Below are 17130 nucleotides of genomic sequence, written 5' to 3'. Positions count from 1 at the left end.
TGAAAAATGACAAAAACCGCGCTGATTACTGGGGTGACGGGTCAGGATGGTGCCTATCTGGCCGATTTGCTTCTGAGCAAAGGCTATACGGTGCATGGTATCAAGCGCCGGTCATCGTCTTTTAATACCGGCCGCATCGAGCATATCTACCAGGATCCGCATGAGGAACATCCACGCTTCATCCTCCACTATGGCGATATGATCGACTCGACCAATCTTCTGAGGATCGTGCAGCAGACACAGCCCGATGAGATCTATAATCTTGCCGCACAAAGCCATGTGGGTGTCAGCTTCGAAACGCCCGAATATACCGCGGATGCCGATGGTATCGGGACGTTGCGGCTGCTCGAAGCGATCCGTATCCTGGGGCTCGAGCAAAAGACCCGGTTCTACCAGGCATCGACGTCGGAACTCTACGGTCTTGTGCAGGAAGTGCCGCAGAGCGAGAAGACGCCGTTTTATCCGCGTTCTCCCTATGCCGCAGCCAAGCTCTATGCCTATTGGATCGTCGTGAATTATCGCGAGGCCTATGGCATGCACGCATCCAACGGCATTCTTTTCAATCACGAAAGCCCGCTTCGCGGCGAAACCTTCGTCACGCGCAAGATCACCATGGCGGTGGCTGCCATCCATCTGGGTCGGCAGGACAAGCTCTTTCTCGGCAATCTTGACGCCCAGCGTGACTGGGGCCATGCCCGTGAATATGTCGAGGGCATGTGGCGCATGCTGCAGCAGGACACGCCGGATGACTACGTCTTGGCGACGGGTGAGACCACGAGGGTCCGCCAATTTGTCGAATGGGCGTTTGCCGACGTCGGTATTGCTTTGGAATGGAAGGGGTCCGGCGTTGACGAAAAGGGTTATGACTCTGCGTCTGGTGCGTGCCTTGTGGAAGTCGATCCTCGGTATTTCCGTCCGACGGAAGTCGACCTTCTGCTGGGTGATCCGACCAAGGCTCGTCAGAAGCTGGGCTGGCAGCACAAAACTCCGGTTCGTGAGCTCGCCGCGGAAATGGTGCGCGAGGATGTCAAGCACTGGAAGGCTTTGAACGGCCGGAAAGAGGTGTGAGTGTACGACTTGTCCAACAAGAAGATCTGGGTTGCCGGTCATCGCGGTATGGTCGGCAGTGCGCTTGTGCGCCGGCTTCAATCTGAAGATTGCAACGTCATCACGGCCACCCGCCGTGAGGTCGATTTGAAGCGGCAGGACGAGGTCGAGAAATTTGTTGAAGCAAACCGACCAGACGCGATCATTCTCGCCGCTGCCAAGGTTGGCGGCATTCTCGCCAATGACAGCCATCCCGCTGAATTCATCTATGACAATCTGATTATTGAAGCGAACATCTTCGAAGCCGCCCACCGGGGCGAAGTGGACCGGCTGCTTTTCCTCGGTTCAAGCTGCATCTATCCCAAACTCGCTCCTCAGCCGATTCCCGAAGAGGCTCTGTTGACGGGCGCGCTGGAGCCGACCAACGAATGGTATGCGATTGCCAAGATCGCCGGTATCAAGCTTGCGGAAGCATATCGTAAGCAATACGGTCGCGATTATATCTCGGCCATGCCGACCAATTTATACGGCCCGGGCGATAATTTCGACCTGAACTCCAGCCATGTGCTGCCGGCGCTCATCCGCAAGGCGCATGCCGCGAAACTTCGCAAAGACCCGCATATGGTGGTCTGGGGCACAGGAACGCCGCGCCGCGAGTTTCTTCACGTCGACGACTGCGCCGATGCACTGGTATTCCTTCTCAACACATATTCGGGCGCCCAGCACGTCAATGTCGGCTCGGGCACGGATCTCGAAATTATCGAATTGACGCGTTTGGTCTGCCGCGTTGTCGGTTATGAGGGTGAGATTATTCACGATCTTTCCAAGCCCGATGGCACGCCGCGAAAGCTGATGAGCAATCAGAAGCTGCAGGACATGGGCTGGAAGCCGCGCATCTCACTGGAGGACGGCATCCGGGCTACCTACGCTTGGTTCCTGGAGTTCGAAAACAGATCTGAGCCAGCGGTCTGATATCAGGTCGGCGAGGGCCACCTTCTTCATAACCGCGTCGGCATTCGCGATACGGCAGATGTCGCCGGTCTGGCACCTAGCCGCGCACCGTTACCCAGAGGGAGGTCGCGCGCGCCGTGAGGTGGTCGTCGAAAGGCGCCGGCACGAGGCATTGGCGACGTAATTCCCTCAGAGTAAAGCCTCGATTCGAACTGGCTTGGAATACCGATCGCTGGTTCTGAAAGCCGCCTCGCATCTATGCGCCTCGAATTACTGCGGTCGCTATCGCCCCAAGCTCTCCATGCGCAGCAGGAAACCCCAGCGAACTTTCGCTATGTCCTGCGACTTTGTCCCTGACCATCGACCTGCGGCTGCCGGATAAATTTCACTTCAGGACGAGAGGGCCTTGATTGGCCACCGAATTTACGACTCGCTTCGGGCGACTGCCGTTGTGTTGCTACGACGCCCGAAAATAATTCTGGATTTATTCTCCTGTTGGCGGATGATCCGATAGTAGCAGCGCACCTTTTGGAGGAAATCATGAAGTCTTGCCTTCTTCCAGTTATGACCCTTACTTGCTGCATATCTTTCGCGGGCGGCCTTTCAGCAGCGGAACTCCAGGCGCCGATGACACCGGAGGTGCACCAGACGACCACCGAGAGCGGCTGGACGGTTTCATTCGCCCCTTACTTCTGGGCGGCTGGGCTATCGGGAGACGTCGGACAATTCGGATTGCCCGAGGCGCATATCGACGCGAGCTTCGGCGACATCCTCGACCACCTCGATTTCGGCGCTATGGCCACTGGCGAGGCCCGCTATGGCCCATACAGCATCTTTGCCGATGTGATGTATTCCAAGATTTCGGGTCAGGGCGGCACGCCCAAAGGTATTCTGGCTGACAATGTCAATGTCTCGTCCGAAACGTTCGCGGGGTTTCTCGGAGCCGGATACGCAATCTACGAGGACAGCACCGCACGCATCGATATTTCCGCCGGCTTTCGAGTCTGGTCCGTGGAAAGCGAACTCTCGTTGGAGGGCGGTATTCTCGACGGAGTTTCCAGGACGGATGATGCGGTCTGGGTCGACGGATTGGTCGGGTTTCGCGGCACCTATTCATTGACGCCTGAAATCTATTTGACTGGCTGGGCATTCGTCGGTGCAGGCGGCGCGGATCTCGACTGGGACGTCGCTGGGGCGATCGGCTACCGCTTCAACGACACCTTCTCTGCCGTTGCTGGATACCGCGCTTTGGGCGTGGACTACAGCAGCGATGGATTTGTATTCGACGTCGTTCAGCAGGGGCCGATGCTGGGCCTTATCGTGCGCTTCTAAATTTTCTGTCGATCATACTAAGCGGAAAAGCTTCATCATGGCATGCCGGGACTAGAAGGCTGAAACTGTATTTCCTCGAGGAGGGACGATGATGCAGGACCTAGGCAGCAGTCGCAAAAAACACAGCGCTTCGGGAGGGGTGTTTATTATCAGCCTCCTATTTGTGTGCATGGGCCATCCCATCTGGGCTCAGGAGGCGGTGCACACTGATATCGGCGACATCAACAAGGAAACGGCCGGACAGGTTTTTCCAAAGCAGCGACCCTATTCGCCCTACGCCGACCGGAATTTCCCAACCCGCCCGTTCTTCGGTGATACACATCTCCATACTTCGTTTTCGATGGATGCCGGAGCGTTCGGGGCAAGGATAGGCCCTCGGGATGCCTACCGATTTGCCAGAGGCGAACAAGTCACGGCGTCCTCCGGTCAACCGGCCAAGCTGTCTCGTCCTCTCGACTTTCTGGTGGTCGCTGATCACTCCGACAACATGGGCTTCTTTCCTGACCTTTTTGCCGGCAAGCCCTCATTGCTCGCCGACCCGACCGGCCGCAAATGGTATGACATGATGCAGTCCGGTGACGGGGCCGAGGCCGCGATCCAAATCATCGTCGCGTTTTCCCATGGAACGTTCCCGAGAGACCTCATGTATTTTCCGGGAACGGACGCCTATCGAAGCGCGTGGCAGGAGACGATCGCCGCGGCCGAGGAATTCAACGAACCGAACCGCTTCACTGCCTTTATCGGTTATGAATGGACGTCGAATACAGGCGGCAACAACCTTCATCGCAATGTCATCTTCCGCGACAATGCCGACAAGGCAAGCCAGGTCGAACCCTTCACGGTCTACCCGCCATTCGGCAGCGACAACCCTGCTGATCTCTGGAAATGGATGGCAGCCTACGAGCAGAAGACCAGCGGCAGGGTGCTGGCCATAGCCCACAACGGCAACCTCAGCAATGGCACCATGTTCCCCACCGTCGAGACCTTCGGCAAGAAGATCGACGCGGAATATGTCCAGACACGCGCAAAATGGGAACGGCTCTACGAAGCGGCTCAGACCAAGGGCGCGGGAGAATCCCACCCCTTCCTGTCTCCAAACGACGAATTCGCGGACTTCGAAATCTGGGACAAGGGCAATCTCGACGGCAGCGTCGCCAAGACGAAGGAAATGCTCGAATTCGAATATGTACGGTCGGCCTACAAGAACGGGCTGAAGCTCGAGAAGGAATTCGGCACCAATCCCTACAAGTTTGGGCTGATCAGCAGCAGTGACGCGCATACGGGCCTTACCGCGATGGAAGAGGACAACTTCTTCGGCAAGACCACGCCGCAAGAGCCAAGCCCGCATCGGATGACCGCCGCCTTCATCGATAACAAGCAGACGGGCATCAAGATCATGGATTGGGAAGTGTCTGCTGCGGGATACGCGGCCGTATGGGCCACCGAAAACACGCGGGCAGCGCTCTGGGATGCAATGCAGCGCAAGGAAACCTACGCGACGACGGGGCCGCGCATGATCGTCCGCTTCTTCGGGGGATGGGATTTCGAAGCCAAGGATGCTCAGAGCCGTATGCCGGCGGACATCGGCTATGCAAAGGGCGTGCCGATGGGTGGTGATCTTGCCGCCGCACCCGCAGGCAAGGTCCCGACATTCCTGGTTGCCGCTTTGAAAGACCCGATCGGCGCGAACCTCGACCGCTACCAGATCGTCAAGGGATGGCTGGACAAGGATGGCAACGCGCAGGAAAAGGTCTATGATGTCGCCTGGTCGGATGATCGGAAAGCCGGCGCGGACGGCAAACTGCCTTCCGTCGGCGATACGGTCGATCTGGCGACCGCGACATGGACGAACTCGATCGGCGACCCCGAACTGATTGCGGTCTGGAAAGACCCGGAATTCGATCCGGCGCAGAGGGCGTTCTATTACGGCCGGGTGATCGAAATCCCAACGCCTCGCTGGACCGCCTACGACGCCGTCCGTTTCGGCGTCAAACCTCCGCCGGGTGCCACTATGACGTTGCAGGAACGCGCCTATACGTCTCCGATCTGGTATAATCCGTCATGACGCGCAGATCCGGGCCGCTATTGCCTTGTCGGAATACGGCAGCCAAATTGGCTGCCGTATCCATCCTCGCATTCGCCGTTGCTTCTCCCGCATTTGCTCACGAAGGCGCAGGGGTCGCGGGTGGGTTTAGCTCCGGCTTCATGCATCCGTTGCTGGGATGGGATCATATCGCCGCGATGGTCGCGGTCGGCATCTGGGGAGCATTCCTCGGTTTGCCTGCGATATGGGCCTTGCCCGTCGTGTTCCCGATAGTGATGGCGTTTGGCGGCGCGCTCGGAATTCTTGGTGTGCCGCTTCCAGGCGTTGAGATTGGCATCGCATTGTCCGCGATCGTGCTCGGCTTGATGGTGGCTTTGGCGGCACGGCCGCCAATATGGGTCGCGGCTTTCGTGGTCGCGGCATTTGCCATATTCCACGGTCACGCGCATGGCACCGAACTGCCCGCCGCAGCCGACGGCGTGGCGTTTGCGGGCGGCTTCGTACTGGCGACAGGTCTTCTGCATCTTACGGGTATCGCGCTCGGGCTGCTGACCAAATGGGATGTCGGCCGGATCGCAATTCGCGCACTGGGCGGAGGGATAGCGATGGCGGGCGTGGCGTTCCTGACGGGCGTGGCATGAAGCGCCATCTGACCACCGCTTTGCTGTTCACCGCGGCCGCGGATCCTGCGTCCGCCCACAGTCCGGTGAAGGGCATCGGCATTTTCTACAATGGGATGCTGCATCCCTACCTTGTCCCCGGACATCTGCTGGTGCTGTTGGCGTTGGGCCTGATGATCGGCCAACATGCGCCGGGCAGCAGCAGGTTTGCCTTGCCGACATTCCTTGCAGCGTTCGTCGCGTCAGCCGCCCTCGCGTCGATGCTGCCGCTCGTGGTCCTTCCCGAGACCATCTTGCTCGTTGTCTCGCTTCTGGCCGGCATGATGGTCGCAGCGTCAATCGCTCCCGGCGTCGTTCTGCCGATTTTGCTGGCGGTTACCGCAGGCATCGTTCTCGGTTTGAACAGCAGCCCGGAGGGTGTTCCCTCTGGCCAAGCCGGGGTGGCCCTCGCTGGAACGGTTGTCGGGGCGTTCCTCGGCATTCTTTACGCCGGCGGCTTGGCGGCCTGGCTTAGCCGCCTCCCTTCATGGCCGCCGATCGCGGTGCGCGTCGTCGGGTCCTGGACATCGGCCTCAGCGCTTCTCGTGCTGGTTCTTGAGTATTCCAAAAGCGGTGCAGCCGCATGAGCCTTCTTCGAAAGGTCGTGTCCGAACCGCTGCTGCAGTTCCTCTTTCTGGGCATCCTTGTGTTCAGCCTGTATTTCGTGATGGACAGGTCGCCTCCTGCCGCAGGCAAGCATCTGATCGAAATCGGCGATGGCCAGCTCGCCCAGATGTTCGACACCTTTTCCAAAACCTGGCAGCGCCCGCCGACCGAAGTCGAATTCAAAGGGCTCGTTGATGGCTATGTAAAGGAGGAGATATTCTATCGCGAAGGCCAGAAGATGGGCCTGGAGCAGGACGACACAGTCGTTCGCAGGCGCATTCAGCAGAAGATGGAATTCCTGCTGGAACCTGGTGTCGAGCAACTGACGCCCGTGCCCGGCGAACTGGAGGCCTATTTCGACGCCCATGCGGACGAGTATCGTCTTCCCCCGCAACTTGCCTTCCGCCAGGTCTTCTTCAGGAGTGATCGTCCCGGCGACCAGGGCGAGTCGGTGGCGAACCATGCTCTCATTCTCCTTAAGGCCGATCCGACGTCGGATGTCTCCACCATGGGCGAACCCACGCTTTTGCCCGAGCGTACGGATTTGGCCGCTCCTGAAACGATTGCCACCATTTTCGACGGGCGGTTCGCCAAGGAATTGCAGTCCGTCCCCATAGGACAATGGTTCGGCCCCATCCGCTCACAATATGGCGTCCACCTTGTCTTCGTGGAGAAGGCGGTTCCCTCCCACGCGCCGTTACTCGAAGATGTCAGATCGGCAGTTCAATTGGACTGGGAAACCGCCAGGCGCAGGGAAATCGCCGACGGCCGCTATAGCGAGATGAAGAAGCAATACGACGTCAAGATCGCATGGCCGGCGGGCTTGGGTGCACCGCCAATCGAGACCTCGGGTGTCAAATGATCCGATTGTCGGCCTTCGTCCTTGCCTACTTCGTTTTTGCGATGACCGCCGCCAATGCCCATGAACTGCGTCCGGCCTACCTGCAAATCATCGAGATCGCGCCGAGCCGGTACGCAATGACGTGGAAGGTACCGGCGCGCGGCGAATACAAGATGGCGCTCTATGTCCGGCTGCCTGCGACCTGCAGACAGGTGGACGAGCCCGTTGGCGGCTACATCGAGGCCGCCTACGTAAGTCGTTGGCAGGCCGATTGCGCTGGCGGGCTTGCAGGACAGGTGGTCACTGTCGAGGGTCTGTCATCGACTTACACCGATGCATTGGCGAAGATCGTCAATCTCGACGGCACAACGCAGACAAGCCGCATTTCGCCTGACTTTCCAGATCTGACGGTGGCGGCATCTCCCACCGCCATGGGAACAGCCAGAACCTATTTTCTCCTGGGCGTTCAGCACATCATGCTGGGTATCGACCATCTGCTGTTCGTCTTCGCGCTGCTGCTCCTGATCGGCAAGCCGAAGGAATTGCTGCTCACCGTGACCTCGTTCACCGTGGCGCATTCGATCACGCTCGCCTTTGCCGCCCTGGGCATCGCGTCCGCGCCGCAGCCGCCTGTCGAGGCGCTTGTGGCGCTCAGCATTATGTTCGTAGCTTCCGAGATCATCCGTTCGGGTCAAGGCGGGACGGGTGTTTCGCGCCGCTATTCCTGGCTGATCAGCTTCCTGTTTGGCCTGCTGCACGGTTTCGGGTTTGGTGGTGCGCTGCGCGAGATCGGCTTGCCTCAGAAAGATGTCCCGCTGGCGCTGTTAACCTTCAATCTCGGCGTCGAGGCAGGGCAACTTGTGTTTGTCGCCATCGCGCTCCTGGCGATGGCCAGCATGAGACTGCTGTTGGTTTTCGACTTCTCACGCCTGCGGTTCTGGCTGGCATACCTGATCGGAACGCTTTCCGCGTTCTGGTTCGTTCAGCGCGTGGTTGGATTTGGGTGAGTGCGCAGCGCGCCCAAAGTCGCCAATGACGCTAAAACGATATCCGGCACGACTGGAAAATCAAGGAATTAAGGGCATTTAGGAAGAGATTGGCTGGGGAGCCTGGATTCTCACATGATTTCAATGACTTAACGAAATAGCCTTGAAATTGCCTATGTTTTCCTGCCGCGAGCGACCGTGGATGCCACCTTTGTGCCTTGGCTTTGGGCCTCAGTCAACATGAGGACCCAGCGGTAATTATTTCCGCTGGTGACCTCGTTCGGGCAACTCAAGAAAAGTTCTCCAGCACTGCGAGGAACGTGTGCCGATCGCCTTGTCCCTCGGTCAGCCGCACCCGCCCCTCGATGTCCGCAAGATGGTGATCCATCAGATCCTGTGCCTTGGTGAGATCCTTTGCCTTCAGCGCTGTAACGATCATACGATGGTGGTCGGCACCACAGTCGTCCTTGCGGTCTTCTTCATAGAGCGACATGACGAGGGAGAGGCGCGCGACGATCTTGGAGAGCATTTCAGTCAGCACGGGATTGCCTGCAAGATCGGCGAGGACGATGTGAAACTTTCCCGAAAGCACCGTCTTCGACTTCTCGTCGCCGTGATGATGGATGTGTTCTTCCTCGTCCGTCAGCTTTTCCAGCGTATCGAGTTGCTCCGGCGTTGCGCGTGTCACGACGAGTTCGAGCAGCAGCCGTTCGAGTTTCCGACGGGCTTCGAACAGGCTTTTCGCCTGCTCGATGCTCGGCTCGGCGACGAAGGTGCCGCGGTTTCTCTTGCGTTCCAGCAGGTGATCGCTTTCGAGAACGCCGAGCGCGCCGCGCACGACGGTGCGGCTGACCCCGAAATGCTCCGCGATCGCTTCCTCGAGGATCTTGGTTCCAGGCTTGAGCGCACCTTCGCCGATTGCCGCGGCCAGCGTGTTGCGAATGCGCTCGGACACGTCGTCATTGTCAACGGTGTCCGCCGCGCCGTTGGTTGTAGTGGTCGATTTCAGGCTCTGACGACGCGTCTTCTTCATCATTCCTCTCCAGGCTCTGCCACGGCGTCCGGCACGTGCTGGACGCCGTGGCATATCCGATATCGGTGCACCATAATTTTTTCCATAAGAATGTTTGTGCGCAACTCGATATTTCCACTGAAAGCTGGTGATGCCAAGCGGCCGAAGCCACCATCATCTGGGGCGATCAGGCCGCTTTTTTTGCTCGACACTGCCGAGTTCAGGGCGATGCCCTTGTCCTTGCAGATCGCCTCGATGTGACCTGCCGACTGCCTGATGAAGGCGATTGCCTCATCAAAGCCGTAGGACTGGTGCTCATAGGTCGGGTAGCCATACTGACGGGCCTCATAGGCCTCCCAGTCCGGTACGTGGTCCGATGCGACGCGTGTCCCGTAGGCATCGACCAGCGCCATGTAGGCGTCCAGTTCTTCCGCGTCGAGATCAGGATGGCCGGCCCGCCAGATCGGATCGTCGATTTCGATGCACTGGCGCGGATTGGCCTTGCGCGGCTTGTCGATGACGGAGGCAGCAACCTCCAGAGACAGGTTCAGCGCCGGATTGGCGTCAGCCAGAATCGGCAGGATCGTCGCGAAATCGACGATGCCGCCACCGACGGGGCGGGTCTGGAAGTCGAGCCCGCCGGGCGCGCGGCCGACATAGGCATCCTTGATATGCGTCTGGCGGACGAAGGGGGCGAGGCGCTTCGCCGCGAAGACCGGATGCTCGGCGCGCTGCAGGCCATTGGCGGTGTCGAAGACGGCGCCGACGCAATCTGGCCCGACTTTCTCTATCAGCCGCAGGATCTCGAATGAGGTGATCTCGTCATGAGTCTCGATGTTCAGGTGCGCGCCATGCGCGCGGGCGACCGGTGCGAGCTTCTGCAGAACCTTCTCGATGCCTATCAACTGGTCTTCCCAAGTGATGTCGGTCCGGAACCGATCGTTGGCCAGTCGGCCGCGATATTCGGACTTGAAGTTGCCGGGTGCGACCCAGAGCTCGAAGCAGCCGATCGCGGCGCTCGCCTCGATCATCCGCGTGAAGCCCAAGATGATGTCACCGTCGCCGGCGGCGCGAAGGACGGGTTCCTCGGCGCTGCAATAGGGATTGATCTTGCCGACGCCGCTCTCAAGGTAAAGACCGAGTTCGTCGGCCTTCGCCCTGATCTCGCGCAGCTCTCCGATGTCGAGGGTCGGGCTCATGTCCAGCGCGGTGGAGAAGAAAATGCCGGAAAGCCCGAGTTCCTTGACGTGGTCAAGGCTGCCGAGCGGGCCGCGCTTCTTCGATTCCGGCAGTTTGATATTGTCGATGCCAAGCTTCATGTCATGCTCCTTGTCGTTTCCTGACAGGCCCCGCTGCTCTGGCAAGGCCCTGTTTATTGATTTGCCCTCAGGCGCGTTTCGCGGTGCGGGACTTGTTGGCGGCGTTGCGATATTTCGGCTGGAGGCTCTTTTCGAGATAGTGCTGGCCTATCGACGCCACCGTCGTGATCGCGAGGTACCAGATGGAGGCGACGAACAGCAGTTCGATCACGAGGAAGTTGCGGGCGTAGATGACCTGTGCCTGCGTCAGCAGGTCCTGCATGCCGATGACGGAAACGATGGCGCTCGCCTTCAGCATGCCGATCGCCTGGTTGCCGGTCGGGGGCACTATGAGGCGCGCTGCCTGCGGCAGGATGATCGTCCGGAATGTCTGCCGGGGCTTCAGTCCGAGTGCTGTCGCCGCTTCCCGCTGTCCGCGGTCGATGGCGAGCAGGCCGCTTCGGATGATTTCCGACATGTTGGCAGCCTCATGAAGGCCGAGAGCCAGAAAGCCCGCTAGAGCCGGGGTAACGAGATCGTTGATGGAGATACTGTAGTGTCCCACTCCGACCTGCGGAATGAACAGCGCGATGTTGAACCAGAGGAAGATCTGGACGATCAGCGGCACGCCGCGAAACCACCAGACGAAGCCTGCGGCAATCACCTCCAGAACAATGTTCGTCGATGTTGCCATGACGGCGAGAAGGCAGCCGAGGCCGATGCCAAAGACCATCGCGCCGGCCGTCAGTTCGAGCGTCAGAAGCACGCCGCGCAGGATCGAGGGATTCACGAGATAGCGCGGAATCTCCGACCATTGCACACTCTGGCTCTGTGCCACGGTGGCTGCAAGAAGCACCAGCGCGAGGATCGCGCTGGCACCGGTTGCGAACTGTCCCCACTTCATCGACCTCATGGCCGGTGGCGGCAGGCTCATTGTCGTTGTCTGCGTGGTGAACAGTGCCATGAGCTTCACTCTGCGGGCATGCTGGCGGCGTCGTTGACCTTGACGGTCTTGACGGCGAGCGGGCCGAGGCTCCACTTCTTCATGATCGTCTCGTATGCGCCGCTGTCGACCATCTGCTGTAGCGCGGCGACGACGGTGTCGCGGAGCTCCGGATTGTCCTTTGTCGTCAGCATGCCGAGATAACCGACGGCGAGACGGATGTCGGGAAGCGCCTGCAGGCCCTTGCCGTTACCTGTCTGGTGTTCGGTCGTATAGACGCTGGTCGCATAGCCGTTGACGGTGGCGTCGGCGCGACCGGTGCGCACCGCCTGCAGCACGTCGGGCATCTTCGGGATCGCCATGATGTCGATCGGCGTCTTGCACTTGGCGGAAGCGGACTCGACCATCTTGCCCTGGAAGGTACCGACGGGCACGGCGACCTTCTTGCCGCAGAGGTCTTCCATGCTTTTGATGGAGAGAGGGTTGTCCTTGATCGTCATGATCGTCGTGGCGTCGTACATGTAGTCGATGACATCGACCTGCTTTTCCAGTTCGACATCGTCGTTGATGCCTGAGATCGTCATGTCGAAGCGCTTGGACAGAATGGCGGGGACGATGGCGGCGCCGGCGCCGACATCTGTCATATGCACGTTGACGCCGAGTATGACGCCAAGCGCCGCGGCGATATCCGCGTCGATGCCGACAAGCTTGCCGTCATCGTCATGGAAGCTGATCGGAGGGGTCAGGTCGGTTGCCACCTTCAGCACGCCTGCTGTCTTGATGGAAGCAGGAAGGCCATCTGCCAGCTTCTGGGTCAGGACCACGCCTGGGAGCTTGCCGACCTCAGCTACTTCCATCTTCTCGGCCGCGCTCTCCGCTGCATGGGCTGAGAGTGACATGAGGGTGACGAGTGCGGTGGCGATGCCGGTCTTCAGAACTGTCTGCACGTTTTTCATGGGATCCCCTTTTTCGATTTTTGCTGTGCGTGGACTTTCAGGGAATACCCAAGCAATCACCATGCCAGTTCCATTTCAACGGCACCAAACGATTGAAACTTATCGAATAAATTGAAAAAGATCTTTTCCGAATAAAGTTTCGCAAATTATTTCGCATAATATTTCGAAATATAACTGATTAAAAGTTATCCTCACGTCGGTTTTATAAGCGAAAACCGCCCAAAACCGCACCTCTCCCTATAATCCTTACGCTCGCATGACGGCGGGCACTTGGCGAGATGGCTTGTTTCCTGCCGGACGAGCCAGTTACCCGGTCGATAAATGAGCAGAATTCTGCACGACATCGCACCTAATTGACAAAACTTTAGACAAGTTAAAATCCGTAATAACTGGCGGAAATAATTAATAAGAAAGTTTCGAAACTTTATAAATCATAAAAATCTATCTTTAATCAGGCACTTGAACTTCTATCATTCGCCGAGTCTCGAATCTGGCACGGCCCTTGCAGTTTCCTTTTCACAAACATGCTCCGGCGTCGGAGCGATCACTGCCACCACGCAAGATCAGGGAAGCTACATGCTGGACATCGCAGAGACTACCGATCGTAAGCGGCTCAGTGTCCGGGGCGTCACTCATAGCTATGGCGGCCAGAATGCTGTGAGTGACATTTCCTTCGATGTAGACGCCGGCGAGATCGTCGCGCTACTCGGGCCCAGCGGCTGTGGTAAGTCGACGGTGCTCAGGGCCATCGCCGGCCTCATCCAACCGAAGGCAGGCAGGATCGTGCTCGGCGACGACGACCTCGCCAACGTGTCCGCCCGCGCGCGCGGCATCGGCATGGTCTTCCAGAATTACGCGCTCTTCCCGCACCTGACCGTCGCGGAAAACATCGCATATCCGCTGGCCTGCCAGAAGGTCCCGCGCTCGGAGCGAAACGCGCGTGTCGCCGAAATGCTCTCGCTTGTCCGTCTTGATGGCTATGGCAATCGCCTGCCGCGCGAGCTCTCCGGCGGCCAGCAGCAGCGTGTGGCGGTCGCCCGCGCCATCGCCGGCCGTCCGTCGCTGCTGCTTCTCGACGAACCCTTCGGCGCTCTCGACCGGGCGCTGCGCTTCGACCTGCAGGTCGAACTGCTTCACCTTCAGAAGACGCTGGGTATCACCACTCTGATCGTCACCCATGATCAGGAAGAGGCACAGAGCCTCGCGAGCCGGCTGGTGCTGATGAACAAGGGCAATGTCGAGCAGATCGACACGCCGATGGCGGTCTATGACCGGCCGAAGACCCTGTTCGTCAACACCTTCATCGGCCAGACCAATGTTCTGCACGGAACCGTTGAAACGCTCGGCGAAGACGACACGGTCATTGCCCTAAAGAGCGGTGAGAGCCTTATCCTGCCGCGCCGTCTGAACTTTACGACAGGCTCCGACGTGACGATCACCTTCCGGCCCGAAGAGGTTCGGCTGATGACGCAGCCGGGCGTGAACGCGCTTGCCGCGCGGATCACCGTGTCCGTGCCGCTCGGCCCGACGCTGATCCATGATCTCGTCCTTGCAGATGACACCGGCCTGCGCGCCTCCGAGGTCCGTGGTCCCGCAACCGCCATTCCCGCCATCGGAGCCGAGCTTTTTGCAGAGATCGACACCCGCAGGTGTCACGTATTTCCGGCTGAACCGGAAAGCATCCAGTGAATGAATGCCCCCACGAACAATAACCAACAGAGGTGACAGCATGAACGACTTCAAAATGACCCGCCGCCATTTCGGCCTTCTCGCTGCCGGCGTCGCCGCAGCCTCCGCAGTACCCTTCGCTGCCCGTGCGGCAGCAGGCGAAACCGCGATCGCCGCGACCTTTCCGGGCAACTGGGAAGACGGCTATCGCAGCGTTCTGGCCCCGCTCGTCAAGGAAGCCGGCTACGGCCTGACGATTGCCCCCTCCATGGCGCAGGACCAGCTTGCCAAGGTCATGGCAAGCCCCGGCAACCCGCCTTACGACACGCTGCTGATGTCGCCGGGCCAGATGGCCGTCGCCATCGAAAACGACATCATCCAGAAGATCGATCCGAGCCGCCTGAAGAACTGGGGCATGCTCGATCCGGCCTTCCAGGGTGAATACGGCCCGACGGTGACGATCGAGGTCAACGGCATCGCGTACAACCCCGACCTCGTGCCGCGTCCGAAGGGCTATCGCGACCTGTTCGAGAACCCGGCCTATAGCGGCCTCGTATCCTGGACCGGTTTCGGCTCCAACACCGCCGTCATGGCCTATACGGAGATGGCAAAGATCTTCGGCTCCGGCCCTGATGACATGGACGCGGTCTTCAAGGTGTTCAAGGAGCATCCGGAACAGTTGAAGGGCGTGGTCGACAGCACCAACCATCAGATGACGCTGTTCCAGCAGGGCGAGATCGCGGTCTTCATGTGCTCGACCGGCAATGTCGCCCGCCTGAAGTCGATGGGTCTGAAGGCTGAGTATGTCGCCCCGGAAACCGGCGCGCCGGCAGCGCCTGTCAACATCCACCTCACCAAGGGCGCAAAGAACCTCGACGCGGCCTACGCCTATATGGACGCCGCCATCTCCAAGGCTGCCCAGGACAAGCTGAAACTGCCGCCGACCGAGATGTTCCCGACCAACAAGGACGTCGCGCTCACCCCTGAGATCGAAGCCTATGTGACGCGCGAGCAGCTCAAGAACATGGTCTATCCAGACTGGGTCGCCATCAACAAGAGCCGCGCCGCCTGGATCCGCCAGTTCGACGCCCTCGTCGCAGGCTGAGGAGAGCACGATGAAGGCGGGCGGTTTTCCATACGTTATCCCGATGCTTTTGCTTTCAGTGGCGTTCTTTGCGACGCCGCTCGCCGTTCTCGTCGGTTTCAGCTTCACTGGGCCTGATGGGGCCACGCTGGCCAACTACATCAGGTTCTTCGGGGACGCGTTCAATTTTCGCGTCCTCCTCAACACGGCACGGCTCGGTCTGTTGACCGTTGCCGCCACGACGCTGCTCGGCATCCCGATCGCGCTTCTCTACTGGCACAGCGGCAGGACGGCGCGCCAGGTCATCATCTTCCTGACGCTCGTCCCGATGCTGACCAGCAATGTGGTGCGGACCTTCGCCTGGATCGTCATTCTCGGGCGGCAGGGGCCGATCAGCGAGGCGCTGCTTGGGCTCGGGCTAATCGGCCGGCCGATGACCCTGATGTTCACCGAACTCGGCCTCGTCATGGCCATGTGCCAGATCGACCTGCCATTGATCATCTTGCCGCTCGTCGCCATTCTGTCGCGCACGCCGGTTCAATATACCGAGGCGGCGCAGGTTTCGGGCGCCGGTCCATGGCGCATCTTCGTGACCGTGCTCATCCCGCTGATGCTGCCGGGTCTGCTGGCCGGCTGGATCCTGGTCTTTGCCAGCACCAGCAGTTCCTTCGTCACACAGGCCGTCATCGGCGGGGCGCGAAATGTCTACGTTCCGCAATTGATCTACCGCGAGGTCGGCACGCTCTTCGACTGGCCGCTGGCTTCTGCAATCGCCGTCGTGCTGTTGCTCTCCACCGGGTGCCTGCTTGTCGCAATGACCATGATTTCCCGTCACAGGAGGCTTGTCGGCCATGGCTGATCCCAAGGTTAAGCGAAGGGGCGAAAACCCCATTCCCGGTCTGCTTTACAAGCTCTTCGTCTTTGGTTTCGGCACCTTCGCGGTAATCTATCTCGTGGCGCCGATCGTCATTGCCCTGACGATGTCCTTCACTTCGGGCCAGACGCTCAAATACCCGCCGGAGGGCTTCTCGCTTCGCTGGTACGAGGCACTGCTCGATCCCGTCCGTTCGGCGACGGAACATGCGGCCGCCTTCAACTCGCTGAAGATCGCGGGCCTTGCCGTGCTGGGGTCGCTGCTCTTTGCCGTGCCGGCTACCATCGGCATGAGCCGGATGCGCAAGGGCACGGTCGGCGCCATCGAGCCGCTGCTGCTGTCGCCGCTGGTGCTGCCAAGCCTCGTCTACGGTCTGGCAGCGTTGATCGTCGCCAATTTCATCGGCTTCCAGCCGTCGCTCTGGCTGACCGTGGCTGGCCATATCGTCGTCTTCGGACCGCTGATGTACCGCGCCGCCTCAGTCGTCGCGCAAGGCCTCAACCCTTCGCTCGCCGAGGCATCGACCGTCATGGGTGCATCCTGGTTCACCACGCTCCGCCGGGTCACGCTACCGCTGCTGATGCCGGGCATTCTCGCCGGCGCCTTTCTCGTCTTCATCCAGTCGTTGGACAATGTCTCGATCTCGCTCTTCCTCGCCGATGCCGAAACGACAGTTCTCCCGCTCCGGATGTTTGCACTGATCGAGGAATCTCTCGACGTTCGAGTCGCCGCGATCTCGGGCATCCTCATCGGCCTCACCCTGATCGTCATGCTCGTCGCAAGGCGCGTTCTCGCGCCGCGGCAAGCCTGATCAAACTCCAAAAATAAT

Annotated in this window: 15 protein-coding genes and 1 pseudogene; 12 read left to right on the top strand and 4 right to left on the bottom strand. The window is 59.6% G+C overall.

Annotated features, from left to right (window positions below):
- Nucleotides 1-6 precede the first annotated feature (6 nt).
- The 8 genes from gmd (at nucleotide 7) to RCCGE510_RS20520 (ending at nucleotide 8487) form a co-directional block, all read left to right on the top strand.
- Entirely contained in the window at nucleotides 7-1068 is a 1062-nt protein-coding gene (gmd, locus tag RCCGE510_RS20555) for a GDP-mannose 4,6-dehydratase (protein WP_007633130.1), read from the top strand.
- Nucleotides 1069-2019 carry a GDP-L-fucose synthase gene (locus tag RCCGE510_RS20550; RefSeq protein ID WP_007633128.1) on the top strand — a complete coding sequence of 317 codons (951 nt, stop codon included), beginning with the start codon at nucleotides 1069-1071 and terminating at the stop codon, nucleotides 2017-2019.
- A 543-nt stretch (nucleotides 2020-2562) separates the two neighbouring features.
- Complete coding sequence (locus RCCGE510_RS20545) at nucleotides 2563-3330, top strand: hypothetical protein (protein ID WP_085989773.1); 768 nt, start codon at nucleotides 2563-2565, stop codon at nucleotides 3328-3330.
- Between the two features lie 169 nt (nucleotides 3331-3499).
- Nucleotides 3500-5395, top strand: coding sequence for a DUF3604 domain-containing protein (locus tag RCCGE510_RS20540; protein WP_007633126.1), 1896 nt, complete (start codon nucleotides 3500-3502; stop codon nucleotides 5393-5395).
- A gap of 47 nt (nucleotides 5396-5442) precedes the next feature.
- Nucleotides 5443-6015 carry a HupE/UreJ family protein gene (locus RCCGE510_RS20535; protein WP_037079341.1) on the top strand — a complete coding sequence of 191 codons (573 nt, stop codon included), beginning with the start codon at nucleotides 5443-5445 and terminating at the stop codon, nucleotides 6013-6015.
- A complete protein-coding gene (locus RCCGE510_RS20530) occupies nucleotides 6012-6620 on the top strand; it encodes a HupE/UreJ family protein (protein WP_007633124.1) in 609 nt (202 codons plus the stop codon). Before RCCGE510_RS20535 ends, RCCGE510_RS20530 begins: the two co-directional genes overlap by 4 nt.
- A gap of 17 nt (nucleotides 6621-6637) precedes the next feature.
- A complete protein-coding gene (locus RCCGE510_RS20525) occupies nucleotides 6638-7501 on the top strand; it encodes a peptidylprolyl isomerase (RefSeq protein WP_240539673.1) in 864 nt (287 codons plus the stop codon).
- Nucleotides 7498-8487, top strand: coding sequence for a HupE/UreJ family protein (locus tag RCCGE510_RS20520; protein ID WP_007633122.1), 990 nt, complete (start codon nucleotides 7498-7500; stop codon nucleotides 8485-8487). Before RCCGE510_RS20525 ends, RCCGE510_RS20520 begins: the two co-directional genes overlap by 4 nt.
- Before the next feature lie 268 nt (nucleotides 8488-8755).
- Here RCCGE510_RS20520 and RCCGE510_RS20515 read toward each other — a convergent pair whose 3' ends face one another.
- The 4 genes and pseudogenes from RCCGE510_RS20515 to RCCGE510_RS20500 all read right to left on the bottom strand — a co-directional run bounded on the left by RCCGE510_RS20515 (nucleotide 8756) and on the right by RCCGE510_RS20500 (nucleotide 12675).
- Nucleotides 8756-9499 carry a GntR family transcriptional regulator gene (locus tag RCCGE510_RS20515; RefSeq protein ID WP_007633121.1) on the bottom strand — a complete coding sequence of 248 codons (744 nt, stop codon included), beginning with the start codon at nucleotides 9497-9499 and terminating at the stop codon, nucleotides 8756-8758.
- Nucleotides 9500-9696: 197 nt separating this feature from the next.
- Nucleotides 9697-10797 (bottom strand): annotated as a pseudogene (locus RCCGE510_RS20510) (sugar phosphate isomerase/epimerase family protein); the annotation flags it as partial.
- A gap of 67 nt (nucleotides 10798-10864) precedes the next feature.
- Nucleotides 10865-11740, bottom strand: a complete 876-nt coding sequence (locus RCCGE510_RS20505; protein ID WP_007633119.1) for an amino acid ABC transporter permease — start codon at nucleotides 11738-11740, stop codon at nucleotides 10865-10867.
- 5 nt (nucleotides 11741-11745) lie between these two features.
- Complete coding sequence (locus RCCGE510_RS20500; RefSeq protein ID WP_007633118.1) at nucleotides 11746-12675, bottom strand: ABC transporter substrate-binding protein; 930 nt, start codon at nucleotides 12673-12675, stop codon at nucleotides 11746-11748.
- 576 nt (nucleotides 12676-13251) lie between these two features.
- Between RCCGE510_RS20500 and RCCGE510_RS20495 the strand changes: the two genes are divergently transcribed.
- The 4 genes from RCCGE510_RS20495 to RCCGE510_RS20480 are packed head-to-tail and all read left to right on the top strand — an operon-like array spanning nucleotide 13252 to nucleotide 17112.
- Nucleotides 13252-14364 carry an ABC transporter ATP-binding protein gene (locus RCCGE510_RS20495; protein ID WP_007633117.1) on the top strand — a complete coding sequence of 371 codons (1113 nt, stop codon included), beginning with the start codon at nucleotides 13252-13254 and terminating at the stop codon, nucleotides 14362-14364.
- 40 nt (nucleotides 14365-14404) lie between these two features.
- Entirely contained in the window at nucleotides 14405-15448 is a 1044-nt protein-coding gene (locus RCCGE510_RS20490; protein WP_007633116.1) for an extracellular solute-binding protein, read from the top strand.
- A 10-nt stretch (nucleotides 15449-15458) separates the two neighbouring features.
- Nucleotides 15459-16286, top strand: a complete 828-nt coding sequence (locus RCCGE510_RS20485) for an ABC transporter permease (RefSeq protein ID WP_007633115.1) — start codon at nucleotides 15459-15461, stop codon at nucleotides 16284-16286.
- Complete coding sequence (locus RCCGE510_RS20480) at nucleotides 16279-17112, top strand: ABC transporter permease (RefSeq protein WP_007633114.1); 834 nt, start codon at nucleotides 16279-16281, stop codon at nucleotides 17110-17112. Before RCCGE510_RS20485 ends, RCCGE510_RS20480 begins: the two co-directional genes overlap by 8 nt.
- Nucleotides 17113-17130: the final 18 nt, after the last annotated feature.

Origin of the sequence: Rhizobium sp. CCGE 510 (assembly GCF_000292525.1) — a bacterium.
Classification (GTDB): domain Bacteria; phylum Pseudomonadota; class Alphaproteobacteria; order Rhizobiales; family Rhizobiaceae; genus Rhizobium.
This window is presented reverse-complemented; position numbering and strand designations above follow the sequence as displayed.

Bases quoted from the DNA above. Each gene is read 5' to 3' on its own strand.
- RCCGE510_RS20490 (WP_007633116.1), top strand. From the start codon at position 14,405: ATGAACGACTTCAAAATGACCCGCCGCCATTTCGGCCTTCTCGCTGCC.
- RCCGE510_RS20485 (WP_007633115.1), top strand. From the start codon at position 15,459: ATGAAGGCGGGCGGTTTTCCATACGTTATCCCGATGCTTTTGCTTTCA.
- RCCGE510_RS20495 (WP_007633117.1), top strand. From the start codon at position 13,252: ATGCTGGACATCGCAGAGACTACCGATCGTAAGCGGCTCAGTGTCCGG.
- RCCGE510_RS20505 (WP_007633119.1), bottom strand. From the start codon at position 11,740: ATGGCACTGTTCACCACGCAGACAACGACAATGAGCCTGCCGCCACCG.
- RCCGE510_RS20480 (WP_007633114.1), top strand. From the start codon at position 16,279: ATGGCTGATCCCAAGGTTAAGCGAAGGGGCGAAAACCCCATTCCCGGT.
- RCCGE510_RS20530 (WP_007633124.1), top strand. From the start codon at position 6,012: ATGAAGCGCCATCTGACCACCGCTTTGCTGTTCACCGCGGCCGCGGAT.
- RCCGE510_RS20515 (WP_007633121.1), bottom strand. From the start codon at position 9,499: ATGAAGAAGACGCGTCGTCAGAGCCTGAAATCGACCACTACAACCAAC.
- RCCGE510_RS20500 (WP_007633118.1), bottom strand. From the start codon at position 12,675: ATGAAAAACGTGCAGACAGTTCTGAAGACCGGCATCGCCACCGCACTC.
- RCCGE510_RS20540 (WP_007633126.1), top strand. From the start codon at position 3,500: ATGGGCCATCCCATCTGGGCTCAGGAGGCGGTGCACACTGATATCGGC.
- RCCGE510_RS20545 (WP_085989773.1), top strand. From the start codon at position 2,563: ATGACCCTTACTTGCTGCATATCTTTCGCGGGCGGCCTTTCAGCAGCG.
- RCCGE510_RS20520 (WP_007633122.1), top strand. From the start codon at position 7,498: ATGATCCGATTGTCGGCCTTCGTCCTTGCCTACTTCGTTTTTGCGATG.
- gmd (WP_007633130.1), top strand. From the start codon at position 7: ATGACAAAAACCGCGCTGATTACTGGGGTGACGGGTCAGGATGGTGCC.